Source organism: Brevibacillus antibioticus (genome assembly GCF_005217615.1).
Taxonomy (GTDB): Bacteria; Bacillota; Bacilli; order Brevibacillales; family Brevibacillaceae; genus Brevibacillus; species Brevibacillus antibioticus.
Genome location: NZ_SZNK01000001.1, coordinates 1,493,649 through 1,520,254, shown reverse-complemented (window position 1 = coordinate 1,520,254; position 26,606 = coordinate 1,493,649). Strand labels below are relative to the sequence as shown.

The 26,606-nt window shown below is 46.8% G+C and carries 26 protein-coding genes; 6 read left to right on the top strand and 20 right to left on the bottom strand.

Going from position 1 to position 26,606, the window contains the following annotated elements; translation table 11 throughout:
* Positions 1-119 precede the first annotated feature (119 nt).
* The 3 genes from E8L90_RS07240 to E8L90_RS07230 all read right to left on the bottom strand — a co-directional run bounded on the left by E8L90_RS07240 (position 120) and on the right by E8L90_RS07230 (position 4,967).
* On the bottom strand, positions 120-1,346 hold the full coding sequence (locus E8L90_RS07240) for an efflux RND transporter periplasmic adaptor subunit (protein ID WP_137028620.1): 1,227 nt from the start codon (positions 1,344-1,346) through the stop codon (positions 120-122).
* A gap of 28 nt (positions 1,347-1,374) precedes the next feature.
* Entirely contained in the window at positions 1,375-4,512 is a 3,138-nt protein-coding gene (locus E8L90_RS07235) for an efflux RND transporter permease subunit (RefSeq protein WP_137028619.1), read from the bottom strand.
* Positions 4,513-4,634: 122 nt separating this feature from the next.
* Positions 4,635-4,967, bottom strand: a complete 333-nt coding sequence (locus tag E8L90_RS07230; protein ID WP_167497588.1) for a MarR family winged helix-turn-helix transcriptional regulator — start codon at positions 4,965-4,967, stop codon at positions 4,635-4,637.
* Positions 4,968-5,138: 171 nt separating this feature from the next.
* On the opposite strand from E8L90_RS07230, the gene E8L90_RS07225 reads away from it, so the two are divergent.
* The gene (locus E8L90_RS07225) at positions 5,139-6,374 is read left to right on the top strand and encodes a sensor histidine kinase (RefSeq protein WP_137028617.1); all 1,236 of its coding nucleotides are present in this window, start codon (positions 5,139-5,141) and stop codon (positions 6,372-6,374) included.
* Entirely contained in the window at positions 6,371-7,057 is a 687-nt protein-coding gene (locus E8L90_RS07220; RefSeq protein WP_137028616.1) for a response regulator, read from the top strand. Before E8L90_RS07225 ends, E8L90_RS07220 begins: the two co-directional genes overlap by 4 nt.
* Positions 7,058-7,068: 11 nt before the next feature.
* Here the strand turns inward: E8L90_RS07220 and E8L90_RS07215 are convergent, their stop codons facing one another.
* The 11 genes from E8L90_RS07215 to E8L90_RS07170 all read right to left on the bottom strand — a co-directional run bounded on the left by E8L90_RS07215 (position 7,069) and on the right by E8L90_RS07170 (position 15,070).
* A complete protein-coding gene (locus E8L90_RS07215; protein ID WP_137028615.1) occupies positions 7,069-7,578 on the bottom strand; it encodes a hypothetical protein in 510 nt (169 codons plus the stop codon).
* Between the two features lie 192 nt (positions 7,579-7,770).
* The gene (locus E8L90_RS07210; protein ID WP_137028614.1) at positions 7,771-9,297 is read right to left on the bottom strand and encodes a two-component system sensor histidine kinase NtrB; all 1,527 of its coding nucleotides are present in this window, start codon (positions 9,295-9,297) and stop codon (positions 7,771-7,773) included.
* A 258-nt stretch (positions 9,298-9,555) separates the two neighbouring features.
* A complete protein-coding gene (locus E8L90_RS07205) occupies positions 9,556-9,846 on the bottom strand; it encodes an antibiotic biosynthesis monooxygenase family protein (protein ID WP_137033315.1) in 291 nt (96 codons plus the stop codon).
* An 86-nt stretch (positions 9,847-9,932) separates the two neighbouring features.
* Positions 9,933-10,841 (bottom strand): hypothetical protein, encoded by a 909-nt coding sequence (locus E8L90_RS07200; protein ID WP_137028613.1) that lies wholly within the window; start codon positions 10,839-10,841, stop codon positions 9,933-9,935.
* Between the two features lie 87 nt (positions 10,842-10,928).
* Entirely contained in the window at positions 10,929-11,591 is a 663-nt protein-coding gene (gene thiE, locus E8L90_RS07195) for a thiamine phosphate synthase (RefSeq protein ID WP_137028612.1), read from the bottom strand.
* Between the two features lie 3 nt (positions 11,592-11,594).
* The gene (locus tag E8L90_RS07190) at positions 11,595-12,218 is read right to left on the bottom strand and encodes a thiamine phosphate synthase (RefSeq protein ID WP_137028611.1); all 624 of its coding nucleotides are present in this window, start codon (positions 12,216-12,218) and stop codon (positions 11,595-11,597) included.
* Positions 12,202-12,564: a hypothetical protein gene (locus E8L90_RS07185; RefSeq protein WP_137028610.1), complete on the bottom strand. Its 363-nt coding sequence runs from the start codon at positions 12,562-12,564 to the stop codon at positions 12,202-12,204. The genes E8L90_RS07190 and E8L90_RS07185 overlap by 17 nt, the downstream gene beginning before the upstream one ends.
* 83 nt (positions 12,565-12,647) lie before the next feature.
* On the bottom strand, positions 12,648-12,779 hold the full coding sequence (locus E8L90_RS31070) for a hypothetical protein (RefSeq protein WP_255344520.1): 132 nt from the start codon (positions 12,777-12,779) through the stop codon (positions 12,648-12,650).
* A 55-nt stretch (positions 12,780-12,834) separates the two neighbouring features.
* Positions 12,835-13,251 carry a DUF3054 domain-containing protein gene (locus E8L90_RS07180; RefSeq protein WP_137028609.1) on the bottom strand — a complete coding sequence of 139 codons (417 nt, stop codon included), beginning with the start codon at positions 13,249-13,251 and terminating at the stop codon, positions 12,835-12,837.
* 94 nt (positions 13,252-13,345) lie between these two features.
* The gene (locus E8L90_RS07175) at positions 13,346-13,936 is read right to left on the bottom strand and encodes a GNAT family N-acetyltransferase (protein ID WP_137028608.1); all 591 of its coding nucleotides are present in this window, start codon (positions 13,934-13,936) and stop codon (positions 13,346-13,348) included.
* Positions 13,937-14,344: 408 nt separating this feature from the next.
* A complete protein-coding gene (locus tag E8L90_RS07170) occupies positions 14,345-15,070 on the bottom strand; it encodes a DUF981 family protein (protein WP_137028607.1) in 726 nt (241 codons plus the stop codon).
* 423 nt (positions 15,071-15,493) lie between these two features.
* Here E8L90_RS07170 and E8L90_RS07165 point away from each other — a divergent pair, with 423 nt between their 5' ends.
* Together E8L90_RS07165 and E8L90_RS07160 are read left to right on the top strand one after the other, a co-directional pair.
* Positions 15,494-16,030, top strand: coding sequence for a YceI family protein (locus E8L90_RS07165; protein ID WP_137028606.1), 537 nt, complete (start codon positions 15,494-15,496; stop codon positions 16,028-16,030).
* 418 nt (positions 16,031-16,448) lie between these two features.
* Positions 16,449-17,939: an NCS1 family nucleobase:cation symporter-1 gene (locus E8L90_RS07160; RefSeq protein WP_137028605.1), complete on the top strand. Its 1,491-nt coding sequence runs from the start codon at positions 16,449-16,451 to the stop codon at positions 17,937-17,939.
* Between the two features lie 66 nt (positions 17,940-18,005).
* Here E8L90_RS07160 and E8L90_RS07155 read toward each other — a convergent pair whose 3' ends face one another.
* The 6 genes from E8L90_RS07155 to E8L90_RS07130 all read right to left on the bottom strand — a co-directional run bounded on the left by E8L90_RS07155 (position 18,006) and on the right by E8L90_RS07130 (position 25,466).
* The gene (locus E8L90_RS07155) at positions 18,006-19,718 is read right to left on the bottom strand and encodes a methyl-accepting chemotaxis protein (protein WP_137028604.1); all 1,713 of its coding nucleotides are present in this window, start codon (positions 19,716-19,718) and stop codon (positions 18,006-18,008) included.
* 106 nt (positions 19,719-19,824) lie between these two features.
* A complete protein-coding gene (locus tag E8L90_RS07150) occupies positions 19,825-20,337 on the bottom strand; it encodes a hypothetical protein (RefSeq protein ID WP_137028603.1) in 513 nt (170 codons plus the stop codon).
* Between the two features lie 89 nt (positions 20,338-20,426).
* Positions 20,427-21,317, bottom strand: a complete 891-nt coding sequence (locus E8L90_RS07145; RefSeq protein ID WP_137028602.1) for a nitrilase-related carbon-nitrogen hydrolase — start codon at positions 21,315-21,317, stop codon at positions 20,427-20,429.
* A 34-nt stretch (positions 21,318-21,351) separates the two neighbouring features.
* Complete coding sequence (gene hydA / locus E8L90_RS07140) at positions 21,352-22,737, bottom strand: dihydropyrimidinase (protein WP_137028601.1); 1,386 nt, start codon at positions 22,735-22,737, stop codon at positions 21,352-21,354.
* A gap of 89 nt (positions 22,738-22,826) precedes the next feature.
* The gene (gene preA / locus E8L90_RS07135; RefSeq protein WP_137028600.1) at positions 22,827-24,104 is read right to left on the bottom strand and encodes an NAD-dependent dihydropyrimidine dehydrogenase subunit PreA; all 1,278 of its coding nucleotides are present in this window, start codon (positions 24,102-24,104) and stop codon (positions 22,827-22,829) included.
* A 15-nt stretch (positions 24,105-24,119) separates the two neighbouring features.
* Entirely contained in the window at positions 24,120-25,466 is a 1,347-nt protein-coding gene (locus E8L90_RS07130) for an NAD(P)-dependent oxidoreductase (RefSeq protein ID WP_137028599.1), read from the bottom strand.
* Between the two features lie 216 nt (positions 25,467-25,682).
* On the opposite strand from E8L90_RS07130, the gene E8L90_RS07125 reads away from it, so the two are divergent.
* Positions 25,683-26,165, top strand: a complete 483-nt coding sequence (locus tag E8L90_RS07125; protein ID WP_244297171.1) for a hypothetical protein — start codon at positions 25,683-25,685, stop codon at positions 26,163-26,165.
* Between the two features lie 9 nt (positions 26,166-26,174).
* Complete coding sequence (locus E8L90_RS07120) at positions 26,175-26,603, top strand: hypothetical protein (protein WP_137028597.1); 429 nt, start codon at positions 26,175-26,177, stop codon at positions 26,601-26,603.
* Positions 26,604-26,606: the final 3 nt, after the last annotated feature.

Genomic DNA, 26,606 nt, shown 5'->3' with positions numbered 1-26,606 from the left:
ACATAATATTTATTATGTATTACTATTTGGCACAAAACGTAACAAGAGGATGGATAAATCTGGTCCACTTAAGAAAAAAGAGGCGGATGTACTCCGCCCCTTCCCTGCTATTCTTTTTCTTACTGAATCGTGACTTTGCCGCCATCTTGAAGCAGTGTTTGCCCTTTTACCACGATCTTTTCGCCGGCAGACAAGCCTGTCAAAATTTCAATCTGATCACTGGAGGATTTGCCTGTCGTGACCTCGACCTGTTTTGCAATGTCACCTTCCAGCTTGAATACATATTGTTTTCCATCGCGATCAAAAACTGCACCGCGCGTTACCACGATTGATTTTGCTCCACTTTCCCCAACGGTTGGGAAGGTTACATTCACAACCATATCGGACTTCAGCTCATTGGATGGGTTTGGAATCGTAATCTCCACTGGATATGCCTTGAGCTGCGAATCCATTACTGGACTCATTGCCGTTACTTTGGCATCAATCGTTTTTCCTGTCGATTGTACATTTACTTTTACGGTTGTTCCTACTTTTACTTTTGTGATATCTGCTTCTGACAGATTCGCTTTTACCAGAAGTGGGTTCGTATTAACAACGACCACAACCGGCTGCTGGCCTGCCATTTGACCAACTGCACCGTTTACGCTCGAAATGTATCCGTTGATCGGAGATGTCACAGTCGCATTCGCCAATTGCTCACGAGCATTTTGCAGACTTACTTGCGCTTGCTGTACAGAGGCTTCGGAAACTTGCACGCTTGTTTTTTGCCCCGCAGATTGCAATGTCTGCTGCGCGTTATCATAAGAGGTCTGTGCCGTTGTCAGCTGGGAATTTGCCTGCTCCATCTGTTGCGCGGAAATCGCTCCTTGTGAAAAGAGCTGTTGCATCCGCTGCTGGTTGACTTTTGCATCCTGAAGAGCAGTTTCTGCCTGCTTCAGACTATTTTTCGCTTGAACCAAGCCTTGATCAGAGCTACTGCCTGCTTGATTTAAGCTGGCTTTGGATACGTTGTAGGATGCTTCTGCTTGCTTGACACCGTTCACCAGATCTTTTTCATCGAGCTTGAACAATACTTGACCTTTTGTCACGTGTTGGCCCAGTTTGACTGGCAGGGAAGAAATTTTCCCACCCATTTTCGGGGAGACTTGCACTTCCTCACTCGGCGCCAGCTTTGCCGTGAGACCAGAATCCGATACGACCGTGCCTGTAGCAACAGTTTCAACCTGTACAGGGGTTGCCGCTTCCACCTTTTCCGTAGGCGGCGTTTCCGCTTGCGGGCTGGAGCACCCTGCCACTAGCGTGATAGCCAGCAATGCCAAAATGACGGGTTTTTTACTTATTTTCATGAATGTCCCTCCTCTTCCCACAAACGTCTTACGATTCCAAAGCGGGATTGATTTTCTTTTGTTTCTTTTCAAGTTTCTTTTCGAGTTTCAACTTGCGCTTCAATCGTCTCTTTTTCCCTACATCATCAAACCAAGAAGCAACGACAGGAACCAGAACCAGTGTAATCAATGTAGAGAACCCAAGACCGAAAATAACCGTCACGGCCATTGGTGCGTTCGTCTCAGATCCAGCGCCTCCAGAGAACGCAAGTGGTCCAATCGCAAGAATCGTGGTGAGTGTCGTCATCAAAATCGGACGAAGACGAATCGGTCCTGCATGCAGGATCGCATCATACAGCTCCATACCTTTTGCACGCAGTTGGTTCACGTAGTCGATCAACACAATCGCGTTGTTCACGACCAGACCAATCAACAAAATGTATCCGATCAAAACCCCAACGCTGATCGTTGTCCCCGTCGCCAATAATCCAAGCAGAACGCCTGTAACCGTTGGTGGCACGGAGAACATGATGATAAATGGGGTGTATAACGATTCAAACTGCGCAGCCATTACCATATAAAGCAACACGACTGACAGTACAATCGCGAGAGCAAGGCTACTGAATGATTCCATCATTTCTTCACTTTGCCCGCCAAATTCGACTGTGTAGCCATCCGGGAGATTCAGCTTCGCAATTTTCTCTTGCACTTCGCGTATGACAGAGTTCAGGTCACGCCCTGCCAAATCACTCGTTACTTGAACTTCACGGCTTGAGTTGGCACGGTTAATCGATACTGGCACATCTACCTTATTGATAGTCGCAACCGAGGTCAGCGCGATCTGTGCCCCACCAGGAGTGGAAATTCGCATATTGTTCAAGAAGTTGATATCTTCCTGAAACGATTTTGGCAGCTTGAGGTTGACATCAATCTCATCATCCCCCGTGCGATAGTACGTTACCGTTTGACCTTGGAAGGAAGTGCGAACACTGGTGAGAATTTGTCCTGTCGTCAATCCGTACAAGCTCGCTTTCTCAGCATTGATCTTCACTTCCAGCTCTTGTCTTGATTCTTCCAAGCTGGTTGTTACGTTACTCGTACCAGGTACTTTCTCAATTTCACCTTTAATGATACCACTGATGTCTTTCAGTACGGCCAAATCATCCCCGCTAACCTTCAATTGAATGGGGGAACCCGTAGACATACCGGCTGGTGCACTTACCTTAATTTCGGGTCCAGCAATATGCTTTAGCTTTCCCTGGAGATCCATCACAATCTCATTGGCGGAACGTGTGCGCTGGTCGAGATCTACCAGCATCAGGCTGATCGTTCCCTGATTGGATGACAATGTACTCGCTATCGGCGATACATTGCTACCGACCGAAGTCGCTACAATTTTCTTCTCCGGTACGGTGTTGGCAATTTCCTCCACCTGTCTGGTTACTTTCTCAGTTTCAGCCAGAACGGTACCATTTGGCATTTTGATGGAGATGTTTACTTGACCTTGGTCCATGGCCGGGATAAATTCTGCCCCGATCAATGGCGTCAATGCCAGTGAGCCCACCATCATGACGACCGAAGAAATCATGACTGTTTTACGATGGCCCAAAGACCATTTTAACAATCTTTGGTAGCCTTTTTCTACTTTGCTAAATCCAATGTTGAACCAAGTAACCGGATTGATTCCACGATAGTTCTCATGATGCGTATGGGACGGAATTTTGTTCAAAATTCTCGAACTCAGCATCGGCACGAGCAAAATCGAGAATACAAGCGCCGCAATATGTGAGTAAACAACCGTCAATGCAAGTGGTCCAAACAACTCAGAAGCAATACCTTCAGTGAGGGCAATCGGCAAGAATACGCAAATCTGCGCCAAAGCCGAAGCCATTACTGCCGTACCTACTTCTTTGGAACCATCCAAGGCGGCTTCCATCATACCTTTTCCCTGTTCTCGATGACGGAAAACATTCTCGAGCATAACAACCGCAAAGTCAATCAATGATCCCAATCCCAATGTCAAACCGGAGAGGGAAATCAGGTTGATCGTCTGTCCAGACATGTACATCAGCAAGAACGTAGCAACGATCGATACAGGAAGTACGATGACCGCAACGACTGTGGATCGCAAGCTGCCCAAGAAGAAGAACAGCAAGATCATACCGATACCGCCACCCAACAGGGCATGTTCAGCGGTCGTGTAAACGGAATCCTTAATGTAGATGGATGTATCTAGAGTCGTAATGATTTCTACGCCTGCTGGCAGCTCGCTTTTGATTTTCTCCAGCTCAGCTTTTACATCATCTGCTACCTCAATAGTGTTTCCGCCAGAAGCTTTTGTCACTTTAATACCCAAGCTAGGTGTTCCATTGACGTAACTTATTTGCGTTACATCTTGATGCGTGTCTTTTACTTCGGCAATATCGCTGAGCCTGATGGAGTTTCCTCCGACAGAGATTGGTGTCAACGCGATTTGTTCGACATCGGCAAACTCACCTTGTACACGGATATTGAGCTTGGCGTCACCCTCGCGTACCGCTCCACCGGAACCTGACAAGTTGCTGCCCTGTAAAGCCTGCTGAACTTGGTCGAGTGACAATCCATACGCCGCTAGTTTGGCTGGATCGACGGTAACATCGATGATCCGGCTTTGTCCGCCGCTGATGGAAGCAGATGCGACTCCATCAATACGCTCCAAGCGTGATTGGATCATATCCTCTGCCATCTTTTTCAATTTGTTGATATCTTGCTCACCCGTCACCGCAAACTGGATGATCGGTGTACTGTTCGGATCAATGCGCAGTACGCGTGGCGCTCTAGCTGAGTCAGGCAAAGAGCCACGAACCTGATCTACCTTCTCCCGCATGTCGAGAGTCGCCTGATCAAGGTCTGTCCCCCAGTTAAACATGAGAATAACCTGCGAAGCGCCTTCCATCGATACCGATTGTATACTATCTAAATCGGATACCGTTGCAAGTGCGTCCTCAATCGGCTTCGTGACCAGTTTTTCTACCTCACTCGGAGATCCGCCGTCAACGGATGTAACCACGACAGCAACCGGGAAGTTCAGGTCCGGCATGAGATCAATGGCCAAGCGAGGCAGTGAAACGAAACCAAAAATCAGCATGGCCAGAGTCAACATAATCATGGTGACCGGGCGTTTAATCGATAGTTCAGAAAGATTCAATCCACTCACCTCTTCTTTATATATCTGCTAATTTTTTGTGACAAATAGTTCGCATAACGAAATGAAGAAGGTGAACTTCGAGTAACATTTCGTTTAACGAAACATAAAAGGGTGAAACCATTTTAAACCGTTTGTGAATTTCCCCATTTCACATCTCGCTGTCGGTATAAACGCTCTGTCAGTGACACCCACACAACTCGTCGATCTGCTTGGTCTCGGAACCTGCGTACCAGGTTTTCCTGCTCCAACCGGTTAATGAGACCGGAAGTTGTGCTGTATGAAAGACCGACAGTCTTACTTATGTCCCCCATCGTTTTTGGCCCGTTTCCAAGCTGCTCCAGAATCAAGACCTGCTGCCAGGTTACATCGCTTGTATCCAGCTCTTGCTCAGAAATCGTGGTAAACAAAACACTGGCTTCTTGCAGGAGTTTTGCCAACTGAATCAGTTCTTTCATGAGAACCTCCCTTGCCATCCTACTTAACCACTTCCACCCATAACTAATCATTTATTTCCCAAAAATAATTTTACTGAAATGTATATGTAGTGAAGTCTACCCAGGGGTAGATTTCTGACAAGGATTTATCTATCTGGAGATAGACGACAACGCATGCTAGAATGAAGTTAAGTGATTATCCGGCAGAGAAAGAAGGACTTCTCATTGTTGAAGATAATGATGAAAGCCATACAAAAACGTTTGCTGATCATGTGGTTTTCCATCTTAATTGTATTAGCTTTGCTTCCTGATTCATTTAAACGGGAAACTCCGTTGCAATTTTCCCTTACCATTGTACTATTTATTTGTTACCTTGTGGTATTTTGGACTTCCAAGAAAAAATGGAAGCCTTTCCAATTCGAGTTAGTGACAGTCGTGCTGGGAATGGTCTCCTTACTAAAATCTCTCATCTTGGGTGGAGAGGGCTTCGGCTTGATGCTCCCACTCGCTGTTTTTATCGGTTTTCACATTCATGGACACCGTGCGTTGGCCTATGCTACTTTTTTTGGTACGTGCAGTACGCTTTTTTTGTATTTTGAAGAAAACCTAAAATTCACCCATATCATCTCTTATATTCTTACGTATGTGGGTTGCTATATCGGCGCACGTGGCTATCGAATTCAAACAGAAGCATATGAAACCAACCAACAGCACCTGCAGCAGCTACAAAAAACTCATACAGAGTTGCAAGAGGCGCACTTACAACTTCAAGAAGCTGCGCTTCATTCTCTTCAAGTAGCGGTTCTGGAGGAACGAACGAGAATTGCCCGTGATATTCACGATGCATTGGGCCATAGCTTGACTTCACTCATTGTCCAGCTACATGCCTTAAAGTATATGTTGCAGGATGGACCTGACAATGCACAAGAAGCCGTGCGCAACATGCTCGGTGTTGCCAAGCAAAGTCTGGAGGATATTCGCACGTCAGTCCATACACTGGCTCTGGATAAAACCTCCTTGGGACTTACGCCTCTGCGGGCTCTTTTGTCGCAGGCTCAAAAGCATACAGGAATAAAGATGGAGCTGATATGCTCCGATTTGGACATCCCACTCTCTCAGGAAATGACGATAACGTTTTATCGAATTTTGCAAGAAGCGATCACCAATTCCCTCCGTCATTCTGACGCAAAAGAAATACTCGTCATCATTGAACAAAAGAAGGACATCCTTTTGTTGTCCATCCGCGACGACGGAAGTATCACGAGCGACCAAAAAATCAAACCTGGCTTTGGCCTAACTGGCATATCTGAGCGAATTCAATTATTGAACGGAACTCTCGCCTATCGCATACGAGAACCCCACGGATTCCAACTCGATTTCAGCTTTCCAATTCGCCAGACTGAACCTGAAAGGAGCATGCGAACATGACCGGTAAACAAAAAGAAGGAGCCATTCGCGTGGTCCTAGTAGATGACCAAACCATGATTCGCCAAGGTTTAGGTTATGTCATTCAAATGCAATCCGATATGGAAGTAATTGGAGAAGCTTCCGATGGTGTAGAAGCAGTAGAACTAATTGGCGCCCTCGCACCTGATGTCGTTTTAATGGATGTTCAGATGCCCAACAAGTCTGGAATTGAAGCCACCAGGGAAATCATGCAACAGCATCCTCGCACGAAGGTATTGATTCTTACCACCTTTGACAATCACAATTATGTGGTGGAAGGGATTCGCGCTGGTGCTATTGGCTATATGCTAAAGGATGCCGACTCTCAGGAAATGCTTGATCTGATTCGCAGAGCCCACCAGGGAGAAGCACTCTTCCACACCGTAACAGCTGCAAAGGCCCTTGCCGAAGCTCTGCAAGGTCAACGTGAGACACCAGATTCGACGACCACCTCCCAATCAGTCTTGCTAGATGAACTCACGGATCGAGAACTGGATGTACTTCAACAGATCGCAAATGGCTATCGAAATGATCAGATTGCGCAAAACTTGTTTATATCAGAAGGCACTGTAAAAACACACGTTCATCGGATCTTGCAAAAAATGGGTGTCGAGGATCGTACACAGGCAGTAGCAAAAGCTCTGCGGCACAAAATCGTGAAATAAATCTGATCGTTTTAGGCAGGAGGATTGAGTGGAATCAAGTTTCCATCCTCCTGCTTTAAGCTGACGGAAAATCTCTCCACCAGCTGTGCGCTAGACATCGCTTCAAATACGGTAGCAGCCGCTTTCTTCGTATCGATCACCCGGCAAATCACTGCCAATGTCCTCTCACTGTCTTCCCCACCGTCGCTGTGGCCATTCCCTGTCTTTCCCAAGCATTCGTCCAACAGCTGTTCGATAAAATAGCGCATTTCAATCTCTGACTCACACAAATGGGGAAAGCGAATGATCATCGGATGGAAATCGTTCTCTTTCATGACCCGATACCCTTGTTCTTTCATCTGTTCTGCCCAGCTTTGTAAAACCTCATCAGGCCTTCCCTCGATCTGCTCCGCTACTACCGCAAAATAGTCGCCAATTTCTCCGACATTTCCGTAATGAACAGTGTAAAGGTGCTCCGATTCGTCATACCAAACCTCCCAGTAGCTCCACCTCGTTTCGTTTTTTTTCAGCATCCGTATCACCGTTGTTCAACTCCGTTCAAATTGTAACCGTTTTGTAAATTATTCCACTGATCGACACGCTTTGACAACAACTAACAAAAAGATTGATTCGAAAGACTTGCAACTTTTTTGCTAATAGGACCATTCGCTCACTCAAACATAAAAAAAGACGGATATTCGATCCGTCTACAGTCACAATATTTTTTTGTTTTTTCAGGAAATTGAAAGAGGTAAACGAATCTCAAAACGGGCTCCTTTCCATTTCGGAGAGTTTTCCGCATAGAGTTCGCCACCGTGATCCGCGATGATGCGTTGTGTCGTAGACAAACCTAACCCCGTTCCCTCTTGTTTGGTCGTATAAAAAGGAACGAATAAATTTTGCAGGCAAGAATCTGATAGACCAGGTCCGTTATCTTCCACAACAATGATGACTTGATTGAGAGATGAGTACACTTTCACATGAACGAGATTGCCCTGGGTCATCAATGCTTCAAGCGCGTTTTTCAAGATGTTCAAGATAGCTTGTTTGATTCGCGAACGATGACCAAACACATGCCACTCGCCTTGTGCAATGTCCAGTTCAAGCTTGATTCCTCTTCGATTTGCTTCTGGCTCCAGTAAACGAATGACGCCATATAATTCGTCCATCACTAAGAAACGTTCCGATACGATTTTATCATCCCTGTACCGGGCCAAAACAAGAACATCGTTCAACAGCCCATCAATGCGTTCAATTTCCGTTAAGATAACAGAAAAATAAGATTCACTACGATTTGCTTCCCCTTGCTCCCGCAACAACTGAATGAAGCCCTTAATGGCCGTCAGTGGATTCCGAATCTCATGTGCCATCCCAGCAGCCAGTTGCCCAACTGCTGCCAGCGCTTCACGCTTGCTCAATTCTTCTTCGTACTTTTTGCTTTCCGTAACATTCCGAAGAACGGCGATCGCTCCCCACATTTCTCCATTATAATAAATGGGGCTCGTACTAACTGTCGTCCACTTGCCTCTGTATTCCGCAACATAATGCCCAGACTGCCCGCGTTCAATCACCCACTGGACAAAACGCTCGCTTACATGAGGGCGAAGGGCATGATCAATGTTTCGACCAATGAGTTGATTCCGATCTACGCCAAATAAATGACAGACAGCGTAATTCGCTTCAATGACTCTTAACTGGCGGTCGATCATCAAGACGGCAATATCACTGGACTGCAGAACCAATTGGACAAGCTCCTGTTCAGCGAGCATTGTAACATCTTCTCCTTTGGCCGAGCTTGTAGGAGAAGTTGGGGTTTTCTCAACCGGAAATTGTTGCGAATTTTTGTTGAAGACAACGTCCATTTGATGCAAAATGTAGTCCATCGATTGATAGAGACGAATCTGTGCTTGCAAAAGCTCTACTCGCTCCATTTCCGCCGTGGCAAGAGAAAATGCGTTATTATTCATCTCTTCCATAATAACATCTCGACACTTGCGCAAAAATTGCTGCAAATAAGTAAGATTCATTCCAAGCAACGAAAATTTGTACGCCATTTCGCTCCATTCTCGCTCGTATGCATACGTGTCAACTACTTTTACTACTTCAATCCATTTCGTGATTTGCTGAACAAACAAAGCCTCTGTATTTTCGCGGTCTTCTAGAAGCAAAGCAGAGTAATGATGATCTGAAAGAAAGGAAAACGTCTTGGCCACCGCCGCAGGGACCAAATGAGTAAGATACTTAGTTATTCGATTTTTCAAAACACTCTGGCTCCTTTTCTCCGTGCTTCATTGAGGCTATTTTTCCAAGTATGTATAGGCTCTATTATGAACGTAATTGAGACAAGATGTAAAGCGGCTTGATGAAGAGAATGACACCTTCACCTCCTAAACATGTTTGTCTGAAAACGCTTTCCCGCCATTTTCTATCATATCACGATCGAGCATAAAATGGTAAAGAATGTTTATTATTCAACCATCTAAAAAGCATTTGCCCCCGTAGAGACAAATGCTTTTGCTTTATGAATGGGATTTGACAGCGTAATTGCGCAAATCCGATTTCACCGGGCTATTTGGGTTGGTTCCTGTATGCGCGCGCTTGAAAGCCTCGCTTTCTGTCCAATTTTTAAATGATTCCTCATCTGTCCACTTCGTAAAAACAACGTATTCGTCACCTTCCGTTGGTGCCAGAAAAAGGAACTCCAAAAAACCAGGAACCTCCTTCATCCGTTCCCCCCCATTACCAAATGCACGTTCCAAATGGGATTGGTAGTCTGCTGGTACAGTCAGTCTGTTCATGGATACATACATGATGGTCACACGTCCTTTTCATTGGGTTCATCTACTAACTCCCATTATACTACTCCTTTTAGCGAAAAACCTAAAAACCGCAAACGCTATTCGCGCCTGCGGTTGATTTGTTGCTCGAGCATAATATCCATCAACAGTGTATCCTGCAACGGATCTTTCGGGTCTACCGTCAGCAGAGCAGCGACTGCGGCCATCGCACATCGAACGGATTGGTAGGAATAAAAGGCATCTCGCTCCGATTCGTTGAACAAAGATATATCCGATCGCTCCTGGGGCGGGTATGGGAAGTCAGTCTCGACACCAGCACGATCCAGAACAATGAGTGCCTGTTTAATCGCAAGCAATGCCGCGCTGACACTAATGCCGTATTCTTGGCGTAGATCTTCCCACACCTGAAAAGCTGATTTTTCTACCCTTTCCTGATTGGGGCGCGTAATGATTCCTGTTTTGCGGCCTTCTTTCAATAACCAATCCACAAAAATATCGTTGCGTGGAGGAAAAGCGTATACTTGCAGCTTCATTTCCAATTCTGTGGGGTTATCCTTGGCAAAACGCGCGTGAGCCAACGACATTTCGTAACGCCTGGACGGATGCCCAGGAACCGTGACAAAGACCGTATCTTGCCGCACAGCTGCGATTTGCAGCTTGGTTCGCGCTGGTATCCTGCCTTGAGGTGCCTTTTCCCTGCGAATATTACCGGGAATCAATTCTACGCCGAATTGATGGTACTCCAGCGGTGACTCTATCCAAGGAATAGGCTCTCTCGTCTGTATTTCATATAGCCCGTTAAACGTCACCCATTCGCCCGGGCGACGCTGGCTGCGAACCAAAACAGCATGAACTTCCTTTTCTGGTGGCAATTCCGTATCTTGATCCTCCGGTGGAGGATGCATACGCTTGTGTTCGATAAGAATGCAGTCGGTCATGAACAATCGCTCGAGCAATTCCCGCTTGCTCACCCATTCATATCCGATGCGGTAAATCCGATTTTTCATCGGCTTCACCTCCTTTTGATCGCTATGATTACAGCATCCTGGTTTGTTTCTATTACCCTACCATATGTAATCGTCGCTTTGTCCGTGCTAACGAGATCTTACAATCCGCTGTAGAGCTTGCGCTGCTTCTTCAGGTGATTCGGCCTGGCTGATCGCACTGATAATCGCGACTCCATCGGCACCTGCAGCAAGCACTTCAGCGGCATTTTCCAGTGTGATGCCACCAATCCCGACGATAGGCAAGTCATTACCGACTGCCTTACGGATCTCCTCTAGCCCAACTGGTCCGATAGGCTCTCCAGCATCTGCCTTGGACCGGGTAGCGAACATCGCTCCTACACCAATACAATCGACGCCACCGTTTTGGGCAGCGAGCGCCTCTTCGACCGTACCTGCCGAAACACCGATGTACATCTCAGAGCCAACTTTGGCGCGTACTTCTGCCAATGCCATGTCATCTTGCCCGACATGGATACCGTCTGCCTGTAAGCCAATCGCCAGTTCCACATCGTCATTCACAAAAAATACGGTATCGTGGTCACGGCATAGCTGTTGTAATTGTCTGCCCAGCTCATATTGTTCCTCGGCAGTCAGCTTGCTTCCTTTATCACGCAGCTGAAGCGTGCCCACTCCTCCGCGCAATGCAGCTTCCACGGTTTGCACGGTCATTTCGCTGGAATACTCGCAGTCCTGCGTACCAACGACAAGGTATACACCCATTTTTTCCCGAAGTCTTTTTATATCACGCATGCTTTATTTTCCCTCCCAACGATCCAATGCCTCTCGATAAGCGCTGGCTGCTGACTTGGCATCAGTTGCATCTGTGATCCCCGATAAAACAGCAATGCCCGCACAACCTGCTTCCAAAACTTGCGCCGTCCGCTCCGGGGTGACACCACCGAGTCCGATGATCGGCACCTGCCATCTTGCCGTCATTTGCGCGAGTTCGATTGTTCCTCTTGGTGCCTGACCCGGCTTCGAACCACTCGCAAAAATATGTCCGTAGAGCAAATAATCGACTTGTGCGGCAATGGCTTGCTGTGCTTCCTCCACGGAATGGACGGAACGCCCTATTTTTTGACCAGTTTTCAGTACCATTCTCGCTTCCACAGGGCACAGGCTATGGTATGCCAGGTGAGCACCTGCACAACCCGACGCTGCAGCCACGTCCACTCGATCATTCACAATCAAGGACGAAAGGGGGATGACATTCGCCAATGCCTTTACCCAGTCCATGCATTCCTTTGCGGTACGCTGTTTTTCCCGTATGTGTAAAAAGTTCATACCACCTGCATAAGCAGCTTCTGCCATTCGCAATACGTCATCAAGAGAATGCCGACCGCTCGTAATCACATGCAGCTCACGTGTGCTTGACATCAGGTTGGACACCGCCTCCAGCGAGTGCTGTCACACATTCCTGCAGCCATTGCGTCGTTCGGTCTTCTTGTTCCGTCGGCGACTGAGCCAACAGCTCAACCACGAGCCGACGCAAGAAAAATGCTTGTTGCAAGGTAAGTGGAAAAGTAATATTTTTCGGCTTGGTTTCCTGTTTCTCCAACGTTTCTATGCCCGCCAACAAAATATCACCGATGGATTCCACGAGTTCGTAAAACTGCTCATTTTGCTTCAAATCGTCATAGCAGCCATCATATAGTCTGCACAAAAGTAAAAACGCCTGTGACGACAAGGTCACCGGCTGTACATTCTGCATCGGTTCCGTCATACGTTTCCCTCCACTCACTAGAAAAAAACAAAATCTATTATATCACATCATGACCTATATCCATTAAGAAAACCGCTGATTGCTCAGCGGTCTTTTGCCGTTCCTTCATTTCGATCATTATGGTTCGATTGTCGCAAATTTGTGTTGCGATCTTTTTCATCCAACGTTTTTCCACGGTTTTTTCCAAGATCCTTGCTGTTGTTGTTCTTTCCCAATTGATTCACCTCCTACGTCGTACATAGGATAGCGTAACCAATTCGGGGCACTTTATTAGCTAGTTGCGAGTAGTCTCTTGCGTTTGTAGATCGCGTAGCCGATGGCAAACGGTACACGCCACCCGAGCAAAAACACCAGCGTAATAAAATAAGTCACACCTGCAAAAACAAGCGTAGTCGGTACCCCTGTCCACCAGGAGCGGATCAGTAAGCCGATTGGTGCAGCTACTGTCCACGTCATTAGTGCAGATAATAATTGTCGGCCCGCAGATTCATACGTTCGCTGCCCATAGCTCTTGAAAAGCAGAATCGCGATGATCCATCCCACCAGGAAGGGGGCCAATGTTTCGAGAATCCCCATGACCGTAACAGGGTAGTTATGAATGATTTTTCCATAATAAACAAAAAGCACAAAAGCGATCAGATCTCCGAGCAACAATAAATAGCCCGGTGTCGACAAACGCAGTCTCATGTATACCCTCTTTTCCGGGTCTTGGCAGAGTAAACCCTCTTGGTTCACCCCTATTGTACACATGCGCTGAACGCCCTTCAATCAATCCAAGCCTTTATTCACCAAACAGCAACAATTGCAGCTTTTGCTTGGCTTCTGGCCATTCACGGTCGAGTATGCTGAAGTATACCGAGTCGCGAATGTATCCATCTGGCATCACCATATGATTGCGCAGGACACCTTCTCGAACGCCACCGATTCGGGCAATGGCACGTTGCGAATTCAAATTGCGCGAATCTGTCTTGAGCTGTACGCGAATACAACCTAGTTGTTCGAAGCAGTGGCGCAGGAGAAGCCATTTACATTCTGTATTGACGCCCGTTTTCCAGACAGATGGGGTCAGCCATGTAAACCCGATTTCCAATCCGCGATCCTTTTTTGCTATTCCTAAAAATCTCGTGCTCCCGATGATCTGCTCATCTGTTTGGCGAATAATCACGAATGGCAATTCTGTTTGGGCTTGTTCATTATGTAAAGCCTGCAAAATAAAAGCCTGAGCATCTTCTCTTGTTCGAATGGTAACGGACATATGCGGCCAAATCTCTTCGTAGGCACCTGCCTTCCAGATATCGTCTACATGGGCCATTCTAAGCGGCTCCAATCGGACCAGGTTGCCTTTCAAGATAACAGGTTCAATGTTTAACATGTCTGCCTCTCCTCTACTGTTCTGCTTCATCCATCAAGCAGTACAGCTTCCCGAAATTTTTCCAATGATACGGGCTCGCGAGGACACTGTCAAGACAAAATAATACTTCCCTCTGCGCTTTAAGAAGATTGGGATTAGCAACCACAAAAGCGCACAAACCAGAAAAACAGCGTAAATTGAAGATTTAGTCTTGGCTTTCTACGACCGATTTTTCGGGTTTTTCCAATCTAAAAAGGCTCATATCGGCAAATTCATCCGAATATGAACCTTTTTCCTTTTTGGTACTTCCAGATTTGGATATTAGTTAATTCAAGTAATATAAAATTATAGATTTAACCAGAAATCCAAAATATGTATCCAGTAAATAAATCTAGGATTCTTTTAATAGGCCATAAATTATTTAAAACGTTATCCCATTGTGTTTACGATTAATCCAATATGAGTAAAATAATTCATAATACCGAACGCTGTCCAGATAATACCAGTAATGGTCCAGACACCTTTATTTAATTTAGCCATACTTTCGTTTGGTTTTTCTTTTTGATTAACAGCGAATAAGATTGCTCCAACTCCTGTAAGAGCAAGTAAAATAGACATAAATGTTGCTTCAACCATTGGATAGGCAGCGAATAATCCAGAAATAGGTTCTTCCGGAGGAGCGGCAAATAGTTGAAAAGTTACGCCAGCACAACCCATTGCAATAAGAGAACAACCCATTGCTATTGCAAAATAAGATAATGGTTTTAATAAATGTGGTAAACTTCTCTTTAAGTTTTCCGATACTAAAGCTGCATCATTCATATCAATCCCTTGTTTTATATATGAATTTGCCTTTCTCCATAAGAGAATCGTTATTGCCAATAGAAGAACCCCAAAAGCTAAAGATGATTCACCAAAGATAATATCATCAAATGGAAATCCAATTTTTGAAAGTGGCCAAGTTAAAGTCATATGTAAACCCGTTAACGTTAATATGAAACCGGGTATTCCAAAGCCAATAGCCCACCCTTCTAAATGTCCAATTTTATTAGCATGTAATTGCGAATAAAATTTAACAATGGATAATAAAGCAACACCCACTGATACAGACATAATCGTATTGTATACTGCTGTTGTTTCCCAATGTATAACCATAAGTTATACCCCCTCCTTGTTGGTTTAATATAACTTTGTTGGTTTAATATAACTTTCTATCATTTCAGTTCAAATTTCGAAGGAAAATATTTCCTACTATTTATTATGGCAATGTTAGTAAAGAATTATTATAAACCAAGAAGTCTATTATGGGTATTTTTACATATCTTGCACCCCAAGCTTCCATTCGATTTGAATTTCTAGTTGCATCACTAACAGGGACTTTGTGCAACATACTATGCAATTATTTATCTAAAATGATTGTTACACACCCCAGTGTCAATTTTAAACCAAAGAAGATATGGACAATTCCTGTAGCTATATCAGTGTTTTAGATTTTATACGTAAAATAAAATTGCTGATTACAATCTTGCTTTTTTGTCTAATCTGTTTGTGAGTGAGAAAAATTTCAGGAGGGATTGTATGACAAATAATAAGTGGAATTTAGATACTGCACATAGTAGTGTTGATTTCAAAATTAGGCATATGATGGTGTCTAAAGTCAAAGGTACGTTTCGAACTTTTGAAGCAACAATAGATGCTGATCTTGAAGACCTAACAACAGCAACAATTGAATTCTCAGTAGACGTGAATAGTGTCGATACACGTAACGAAGACCGTGATAATCACTTGCGTTCAGGTGATTTCTTTGATGTTGAACACTTTCCTAAAATGACGTTCAAATCGACTAAAATCACGAAGAAGAGCCCTGGTGAATATGAAGTAACTGGGGACTTAACCATTCGTGGGACCACTAAACCAGAAACGTTTCTTGTTAGTTACGAGGGAAGCGGCAAAGATCCTTGGGGAAATGAAAAAGTAGGTTTTGAGGCTAGTGGGTCAATTAGTAGAAGTGAATACGGGCTCACCTGGAATGCGGCATTAGAAACGGGGGGAGTATTAGTGGCAGATCAAGTACAAATTTCACTGGACATACAAGCAGCAAAACAGGGAGCTTAAAGGTTTACGTAGAATAATAATTTCTCGTAAATTTGGACTTCTCTAACTGGACTCAAGTTTTCAAGAATGAACAAATGACGACAAAGAAAATAAAAAATCCTGTTATGACAAGGCTTTTTCATAACAGGATTAAAAAATCAAATTACACTTTTAGTTATAATAGGATGTCAAAGTTAAGTATAAACAGTGACAGCATTCATTATAACTCACACAATGCTTTTTTGCCCACCTGCTCTTCAATTGAAGACGCAACAATAGAAGAAAACGGCGAAGCATATCGTTGCAGGCTGTCTTTTTACGACGAAAAATCAGGTATTAGGCCTTCTTTCCTCCAATATAATGTTACAACTTGTATTCAAGACAAACTAGGGCGCTTGTCCGAATACGAGACATCTTGAAGAGAAAAGGAGGGAAAGAAATGAAAACGCAGACAGTATCAAATGGAATTGTGACCCTGACAAAAGAAGGCGAAAAGGCAATCAAGAACAGTCCGCTTTATAATGAAGGTCTTCGGCCAACGACGACAGCAGAACACAGCTGGACTTCCTACAACTTCGCCAGCTTGTGGATCGGTATGTCGATCTGTTTGCCGACGTATGCAATGGCGGCAGGGTTAATTTCCTTGGGTATGAACTGGTGGCAGGCCATTTTGACGATTATTCTCGGTAACTGTATTGTCCTTATTCCCATTCTCCTAAACTCTCATGCCGGGACGAAATTTGGCATTCCGTATCCAGTATTTGCGCGCCTCTGGTTCGGCTCGAAAGGAGCGCACATCCCTGCTGTCGCACGCGGTTTGATTGGTGCTGGCTGGTTCGGCATCAACTGTTGGTTCGGAGGTGCAGCCATCGATACGCTCCTCATGTCGATGACAGGCTGGGCAAATGTTCCCGGACATCTCTGGATATCCTTCTTCGCATTCTGGCTCTTGAACGTATGGGTCGCTTATCGCGGTCCGGAAGCGATCAAAAAAATGGAGGCTTGGGCTGCTCCCGTCCTGATCATTATGAGTTTGGCTCTCCTCGTTTGGGCGCTTACGAAAGCAGGCGGATGGGGACCGATGCTCTCGGCACCTTCGAAATTCACTACCAATGCAGAATTCCTGAAGGTTTTCTTCCCAGCATTGACGGGAGCGATTGCTTTTTGGGCAACAATGGCCCTCAACATTCCGGATTTCTGTCGGTATGCCAAAAGTCAAAAAGCCCAAATCATCGGACAAACCTCTTCGTTGCCGACCACGATGGGTTTCTTCTCGTTCATCGGTGTTGCTGTCGCTTCCGCAACTGTCGTTATTTACGGAGAAGCGTTGTGGGACCCTGCTGCCGTGTTGGCTAAATTCTCGCCTTTCGCCATTTTCCTCGGAACCATTGGAATTATTCTTGCCACATTGACGACCAACGTAGCGGCCAATATCGTTGCTCCCGCCCGGGCAGTGGAGAATCTGGCCCCTCGCCGCTTCTCGTATGAAGCTGGCGCCATCATCGCCGGGGTCGTGTCGCTCTTGATGCAGCCTTGGTACATTTTGGATAACTTCGGCAACTACATCTTTTTATGGCTGGGAACGTATGGAGCCTTGTTGGGTCCGATCGACGGAATTGCCATTGCCGACTATTGGCTCGTGCGCAAACGGCGTATTCATTTGACAGAACTGTACAAAACAAACGGCATCTACGCCTACAAAACAGGCTTGAATGGCAGAGCCATCTGGGCGATGCTAATCGGGATTGCGATTCCTTTTATCAGTAAATACATTCCGGGTCTAACCATTATTTGGGACAATGCCTGGACGGTCGGACTACTGATTTCACTCGTGATTTACGCATGGATGATGAAAAATGATGCTTCGATCTTGAGTGCCAACGAATACGAGAAAATCACGGCAAACAATAAACAAACGATTGCTTCCTAATAGCAAACTACCAAAAAAGACTGGCTGCCCCGTTGGGTTTGCCAGTCTTTCGTTTACTCACTTGCTCTACCATTTAAATTGACTGATGGATTCTTGAAGCTCTTGAGAAAGCTCATTCAGATTCGTGCTGGAACGGGCGATTTCTTGCATGCTGGCAAGCTGTTCTTCCGCTCCCGCCGAAACTCCTTGGGTATGTACGGCTGCTTCCTGTGCGAGTCGATTCATTTCATCCATAGCAGCTGCAACTTGCTGTATGCTTGCCGACATTTGCTCGGTAGCAGCAGATACGTCCTGAATTTGACCTGCAACCTCATGAGAAGACGCTACGATACGCTGGAAGGTGACACCCGCTTCTTGAACGACTTCTGCACCCTTTTTCGCCTCTTTGGTTCCATCCATCATGACATGCACGACTTGCGTGGTTTCTTGCTGGATTTCCCCAATCAGTCGTGCAATCTCGCCCGCAGATTCCGCTGACTGTTCGGCGAGTTTACGGACCTCATCGGCCACGACAGCAAATCCCCTGCCATGTTCTCCTGCACGTGCTGCCTCAATCGCCGCGTTGAGCGCCAGCAGATTGGTTTGGGAAGCAATTCCAGTAATCACGTCAACAATTTGGCCGATTGCTTCTGACCGTGCCCCGAGCAGTTGCACGAGATCCGCTGCTTGATTCACCGAGTTGGAGATCGTATTCATTTGAATAACGGCTTGCTGAATATGAATGTTTCCTTGCTCCGCATCCTCTGCTGCCTGTGCCGATGATTCAGAAACGGCTCCAGACGTATCGGCAATCCGCTGGATGGCAATTGACATTTCTTCCATGACACGAACACTATCTTGCGTCCGTTGCGTCTGTACTTCGGAGGCAGAGGCAATTTGCTGCACACTGCTGATCGATTGTTCCGTAGCATAGGCGGACTGTTCCGCACTCGCCGACAATTCCTCAGAGGAAGCAGCGACCTGCTCACCCGCCACTTTTACTTGTTCAATCAATGAACGGAAATTCGTTACCAATTCATTGAACGCAGTACCAAGCACCCCTACCTCGTCACGAGTCACGTAGGTGACGGGGGCAACTGCCATGTTTCCGTTCGCTAATTGCTGCATACGGATCGAAACGGTACGCAGTGGGTCCGCGATCATCCGGGAGATAATGAGCCCCAATATACTGGCTAGTAGGATCGACAGTATTCCAACCACGATCAGGAACGTAATCGCTTCATGCGTTTCATCTTGGTTTTCCTTTTGCATGGCGATTGCGTGCTCTGATTTTTCATTCGCCCATTTGAGCTGTTCCTGATTAATCCAATTCAGCGTCTTATCCGTTGCACGATAAAACGAATAAGCTTGATCCGATTTACCCTCCCGGATCATTTTAACGACCTCGCTCTGGTCTTTGCGATACTGCTCGGTAAGCTCCTTTAGCGTCGTCACTCTTTCTTGTTCTTGTGCATCCAGCTTAGAGTCCTGGAGATATCGGAACGTTTTGTCTGCTGTTTCCATCCGTAAGTCCAGCTCTGTTTTGTACTCAGCAAAGACCGTAGGAGATGGCTCGAGAATCATTTTATAGACCAATCCGTCAATCGCGCGGATTTCTTGTCTCCAATCGTTAATCCACTTAACGGGAAGAAGCTGTTCTTCGTACATGGCCTGTATGCGTTCACCTGAGACTTGCACATGAAAATATCCGGTGAATCCGACAGCACACAAAAAGACGGCCATCATCACAATCAAGCTAAACAGTTTAGCTCGGGTGCTGAGGTTACGTAATAGACTCATCGTTGCGGCAATCCTTCCTGTGTCAAATAAGTAAGCTAGAAAAAGCGCAAATGTTGTCTAATCTTACCAAAGTTTGTCGAATAAGTCGATAGTCATAGGCTCCTTCTCACACATCGAGCACAGATAGAATCGCGATCTCTTCAATTTGAACGTCAGGCTCATAGCAAATATAATACGCTAGCTCCGGGCTGATCCGATACCGAATCCCCCGGTATCCACAGGCAATCAAATACGCACGTACCTTATCCCCTGTCCATTCGAGCCACTCTTCATAGCCCATTCCGTTTTGTCTTAGTTCGAGCTCCTCTTCTGAATAAGCAGCACGCAATGCATCGATGCGCAGTTCATTTTCCCCATAGCGCTCGTCCAAACAAACGAGACCCTGCAAATGTAGCTGTTGGCTCAACACAACTGCCTTCTCCCCATTGGTCTCTGCATGACAAATCGCATACTGTGCGGCGATTTCCGGATTGCTCACCAAGTAAACACCAGCGCCAAACACCGCCTTTGCACTCGCACCGTTTGTAAAATGACGTCGTTCTGCCCTTTCATACTTTTGCGCTTTCACGACGCGAAGTCCCTCACCATATTCGACCCCTCGATATACAATCTGCCTCATCCCTGAACGCTCCTTTTGACTCTGATGGAATCCTTCCAATGATGCGAAAAGGAGGAAGGCGCGTATCCGGCACCTCCCTCACTCTTTTATTAAGGTAATAGCTTTACCATATCTTCGTAGGTCTCCGGTCTGCGATCCCGATAAAATTGCCACGTATCCCGCACCTCATGAATTTTGTTACGGTCCATCTCAGCGAGAATGACCTCATCCTGATCCCGGCTCCCCATAGCGACAAATTGTCCGCGCGGATCGACCAAGTACGATTGCCCGTAAAACTCTCCCATGTTCCACGGTGCTTCTGTCCCTACCCGATTGATCGCTGCCACATAATAACCGTTGGCTACGGCATGAGCAGGCTGCTCGAGCTTCCACAAGTATTCAGATAAGCCGGCGACAGTCGCGGACGGATTGAATACAATTTCCGCCCCATTCAAGCCCAGCAATCGTGCGCCTTCCGGAAAATGGCGGTCATAGCATATATAGACCCCGACCTTGGCAAAAGCGGTTTCAAAAACGGGATAGCCGAGATTTCCGGGCTTAAAGTAATATTTCTCCCAGAATCCGCAGCCACTGCTGCCCACCCCGACATGCGGAATATGCTGCTTGCGATATTTGCCCAAATACGTGCCATCCGCATCAATCACAGCGGCAGTGTTGTAGTACGTACCGATCCCTATGCGTTCGTACACAGGTAAAATGAGTACCGTTCCTAATTCGCGGGCAAGGGAAGAGAAAAGTTGCACGGTTGGTCCATTTGGGACTTCTTCCGCTGACTCATACCATTTCGGTTGCTGTTCGGCACAAAAATACGGGCCATAGAAGATTTCTTGCAGACAGATGATTTGTGCCCCCTTGGCTGCCGCCTCCCGCACCATCCTCTCATGCTTCTCGATGGCTTTTTCTTTGTGTATATGAACCGGTTCGTCTCCGTGGACTTCGTTTTTCGCTTGAATCAAGCCGATGCGAATGATATCTGCCATAATCGCCCTCCTCTCCCTTGTGCACTCTCATTGATTACGGTCTTGCAAAGGTCGATCGTTTTACAAAGCGTCCAGCCCCGGCTTGACCGACGAATTGCTGATTGCGAATGACAAATGAGCCGCGCGAAAGCACCGAGATGATATCGCCGTTCACCACCATGCCTTCAAATGGATTGTAGTCGACATTCATATGATGAGTTTCAACGGAGATCGTGCACTTCACCGTTGGATCAAACAATACAATATCCGCATCCGAACCTACCGCAATCGTTCCTTTTTGCGGGAACATCCCGAACAATTTAGCTACTTTTGTAGAGGTCATATCGACGAACTGATTGAGACTGATCTTATCCTTTGCAACGCCTTCCGAGAAGAGGAGGCGCATCCGGTCCTCAATGATTGGCCCACCATTCGGGATTTTCGTAAAATCCCCTAGCCCCAGCTCTTTTTGACCGGAGAAATTAAAAGAGCAATGATCGGAGCCAACCGTTTGCAAAATGCCATTTTTCAACGCGCTCCACAGGACGTCCTGATTCCACTTTTCCCGAAGCGGAGGGGACCAGACGTACTTCGCACCTTCAAAGCCCGGCTTCTGTAGATCCGTAATATCGAGCAGCAAATATTGCGGGCATGTCTCCCCGTACACATTCCATCCTTTTTCGCGAGCCTCTGCGATCCGACGCACTGCCTCTGCACACGATACATGCACGACATACAGTTGGGCATCTGCCAGAGCAGTCAATGCGATTGCACGTCCCGTCGCTTCTCCTTCCGCTTCAGGAGGGCGGGTGTAGGCGTGGTACACGGGGTCTGTCTGCCCTTTTGCAATCGCCTGCTTGATCAAATAATCCAAAACGTCTCCATTCTCTGCATGGACCTGTACCAAGGCACCGAGTTCCTTAGCCCGAACCAACGTTTTAAATAACGTTTCATCATCGGCCATCAGCACATTTTTGTAGGCCATGAATACTTTGAGCGAAGTAATCCCTTCATTTCGTACGACTGCTCCTAATTCCTCGAGCACTTGATCGTTCGCATTGGAAACCATCAGGTGGAAGCCGTAGTCAATGACCGCTTTACCCCTTGCTTTTTCGTGCCAGGTTGAAATGGATGAATGCAATGGCTCCCCTTTATTCGTCAGGCAAAAATCGATGATGCTCGTCGTCCCGCCAAATGCGGCTGCCTTCGTGCCTGTATAAAAGTTATCGGAAGTAACCGTTCCGCCAAAAGGCATATCGAGATGGGTATGTGGGTCAATCCCCCCTGGGAAAACATAGTATCCGGTAGCATCGATGACTTCGGCATCTTTTCCATCCAGATTGGAGCCAATTGCGACTACCTTTTCCCTATCGATCAAAATGTCCGCCTGATACGTGTCTGACGCTGTCACGACTGTGCCATTTCGAATCCATTTTTTCATCTGATGATCATCTCCCCTTCAACCCGTCACCGAGTAGACATGCCTTCCCCTGTACACGCTATGCACCCCATGCCGAAAACATGACTGCTTTACAGCTCGCAGCTGCCACCCGCAGCCAAAGCAGCCTGCCGCTGATTCCAGCTAAGAGGGGCTTTGTCGCTCGGAATCTCGACCATCTCAATCGTTCCTTCCACTGGACAAACGATGGAGCACAAATTACAGCCTACACAATCTTCTTCTCGTACGACTAAGCGCTCTTTGCCTGTCGCTGCATCAGGAACAATGTCAATGCATTGATGGGAAGTGTCCTCACAAGCGATATGACACTTGTTGCAGTTAATACAGGTCTCTTCATGGATGCGTGCCACGACCTTGTAATTCAGATTCAGTTGACCCCAATCCGAGTACGTATGCACGGCTTTTCCGACAATATCCATCACGGAGGCAATCCCGCGCTGATCCAGGTAATTGGTAAGCCCATCAATCATGTCTTCGACGATCCGGAATCCATGATGCATGGCAGCTGTACATACTTGAACACCCGTTGCTCCCATCAGCAAAAATTCAACGGTATCACGCCAATCAGAGATTCCTCCAATGCCAGAGATCGGGATACCAACCTTGGGATCGCGTGCACATTCTGCGACCATGTTCAGAGCGATTGGTTTGACTGCCGGACCACAATAGCCGCCGTGCGCCCCTTTTCCATCCACATGTGGGATCGGCAGCCATTTATCGAGATCAACCCCCATCAAGCTGTTAATCGTGTTGATCATGCTGATGGCATCTGCCCCTCCCTGGCTTGCGGATCGTGCAGTAAAACGAATATCCGTAATGTTTGGGGTGAGCTTGACGATAACAGGGGTTTGGGCGACTTCTTTTACCCATTCGACCTGTTGCCGGATTAAATCTGGATGCTGACCAACCGCAGAGCCCATCCCGCGTTCTGCCATGCCGTGCGGACAGCCAAAATTCAATTCCAGACCGTCTACGCCGATTGCCTCTACCTTTTTGACAATCTCGTGCCATGCTTCCCGTTTATGTTCAACCATTAACGACGCAATCAACGTGTGCTTCGGAAAACGCCGCTTCGTTTCATCCATTTCCTTCAAATTGACCTCAAGCGGTTTGTCCGTAATCAGTTCAATGTTGTTGAAACCAAAGACGCGCTGACCCCCGAAGTTCAGAGCGGCAAAGCGAGAGGTGACGTTGATGATCGGCTCTCCGAGTGTCTTCCAGACCGCGCCACCCCAGCCCGCTTCAAAGGCACGCTGTACTTGGTAGCCTGAATTGGTCGGCGGCGCAGAGGCCAACCAGAATGGATTCGGGGATTGGATTCCCGCCAGATTTATGCTGAGATCTGCCATAATAGGTCTCCTCCTTTATACTGGCTGTTTTTGTTCACGGAGCGATTGGTGGATAGCATGAGCCGCTCGTTTCCCGTGATTGGCTGCGTCGACTACCATCGCATCTGTTTTGCCTCCACCAAAAATGACATCGCCCGCCGCGTAAACTTTTACATGGGAGGTTCGATAGGTGCCTTCCTCGACCTCGACAATCCCATGACGATGTTGGAGCCCAAATGCTTCTAGTAAAGACAGATGTCTGTTTTGTCCGATCGCTTTGACGACATAATCGACTTCGATGACAAAATGACTGTCTGGAATTTCTACGGGGCGCTTTCTTCCTTTCTCATCCGGTTCACCGAGCTCCATGCGCACCAGTTCCAATCCCTTCACTCGGCCGTTTTCTGCGAGTATACGCGTTGGAGCAACGAGCCAGCGGAATTCTACGCCATCCTGCTTGGCGAATTCGTACTCAAACTGATAACAGGACATTTCTTGAACTGTCCGCCGGTACAGAATCTGAACATTGTCTGCACCCAGACGTTTGGAACAGGTGGCAGCGTCTATTGCCGTATTCCCCGCACCGATGATGACGACTTTTTTGCCGAGCATCTCGTCTGATGGTGGCTTGGTCTTGGTCTCCTCCACGAGTGCGATGGCATCGACGACACCTTCCACTTCTTCTCCAGGGATATGCAGCTGAGGGACGTTGCCCATACCGGGGGCCAACAGGATAGAGTCATACTGGTCCAGTAGCTCATCTGGCACTACATCCACGCCGATTCGCGTATTGGTACGTATCTCTACCCCCAAAGCCTCTACTTGCTCTACTTCCCATAGCGCAATTTCCTGTGGCAGACGGAACGACACGATGCCGTACGTGTTCAATCCCCCCGCTTTTTCCTTTGCTTCAAATACCGTAACCGTGTAGCCGAAACGCGCAAGCTCACGCGCTGCTGATAATCCCGCTGGGCCCGCTCCAACGATGGCTACGCGTTTTCCATTTGCTTCGCCTTTTGAAAAAAGCGTGGCTTGATTTTGGATTGCCCAGTCTGTCGCGTGACGCTGGAGTAGACCGATCATGATGGGCTTGGAAGCTGAATTTAGTACACAGGCACCCTCACACAGCTCCTCGGTTGGACATACGCGCGCACAGCTCGCCCCGACGGGATTCGATTCCATGATCGTCCGGGCTGATCCAAACAAATTCCCAGTCGCAATTTTTTTGATGAAGGAAGGGATGTTAATCGACGTAGGACAAGCCTTAATACAGGGGGCATCATAGCAATACAAGCAGCGATTCGCTTCATCGATGGCTTCCAACGGTTTTAAGGCAGGCACGACTTCCGCGAAATTTTTCGCGAGCTCATTGGGAATGCTCATCTGTCCACAACCTCCTCACCAGATCTAAACATGCTTGCTATTAATCAATGTGCGAAATCGCTTTTTTATGATTGTTACATTTCGTATTTGCCTAGTGAGGAAACGAAATCAATCTGTTTGGATTGACATGAATGATTTCATGTTCGAATAGGATAAAAACAAACAAGGAAGAAAGGGCCGTCCCGTATGAAGGATTACGACCTGGAGATCAGGGTAGTGAAACAAAAAATCGAAGATGCCCATGCGCTTCTCTGCCAATTGGAAACCGAGCGCAAAAACTACCTGACGCAACTCGAAAGGCGCAAAGCGTTTCTCTCTTCGCGCGAAATACTTGACATCCTGGAGACAAAAGCTGGTCGTGCTGGTAGTATGGCAACCGTCAAACGCTGGGCAGATCAAGGATTTTTAGGGGATTGGATAGACGAACGGGAGACCTTTCCCCTTTTGGTCAGTAAACAAGGAAACAAACGATTTCTTTTTCCTCGAGAATCCGTACTCACTTATCTATATAAAAAAGGGTATCTTCGCCCGAGCTATGAGGTGTTGGATCGTATCCAGCTCATAAGAGATAGCACTTGCTGCTGGGGAATCATCACCTCCGTCAAGCGAAGCGATCAGCACTTCATCTATCAAGTCCAATTGGAAAAAACGGGAGAAGTATTGTTGTCGGTACCAGAAGAAGAACTGCTCATCCCCTAAGGAGGCACTATGGAACTGGCCGTAATCACACTGGAAAATACAGTTGCCAATCAAGAGAGATCACGACAAATCCGCGATTTGCATAAAAAAAAGGGCCAGACCCTCGCCATTCGTTTTAGCGAAGAACTGACCCATATTATTTTAGAAGCACCATGCTTGTATATCCCCGATCAGGAATGGTTAAACGAAGCTGTTGCCATCGAAGGAATCGTAAAAAAATCAACGGAGTACTACGAACTACACCCACGAACCAAAGGAAAGACTGTCAACCTTCACCTCGATTCAGAATTGGTAGCTGAACTGGAGCTGATTCGCTCTCTTGTCAGCAGCAAAACGCAGCAGGAAGTCCTGCGTGAGTTGTTTGTTCGAGGCATGCGCTCGTATCTAGCCGAAAAGGAAGCAGCCAGCTCACCCATCAGCGCCAAAAAAGAACGTTAGTTC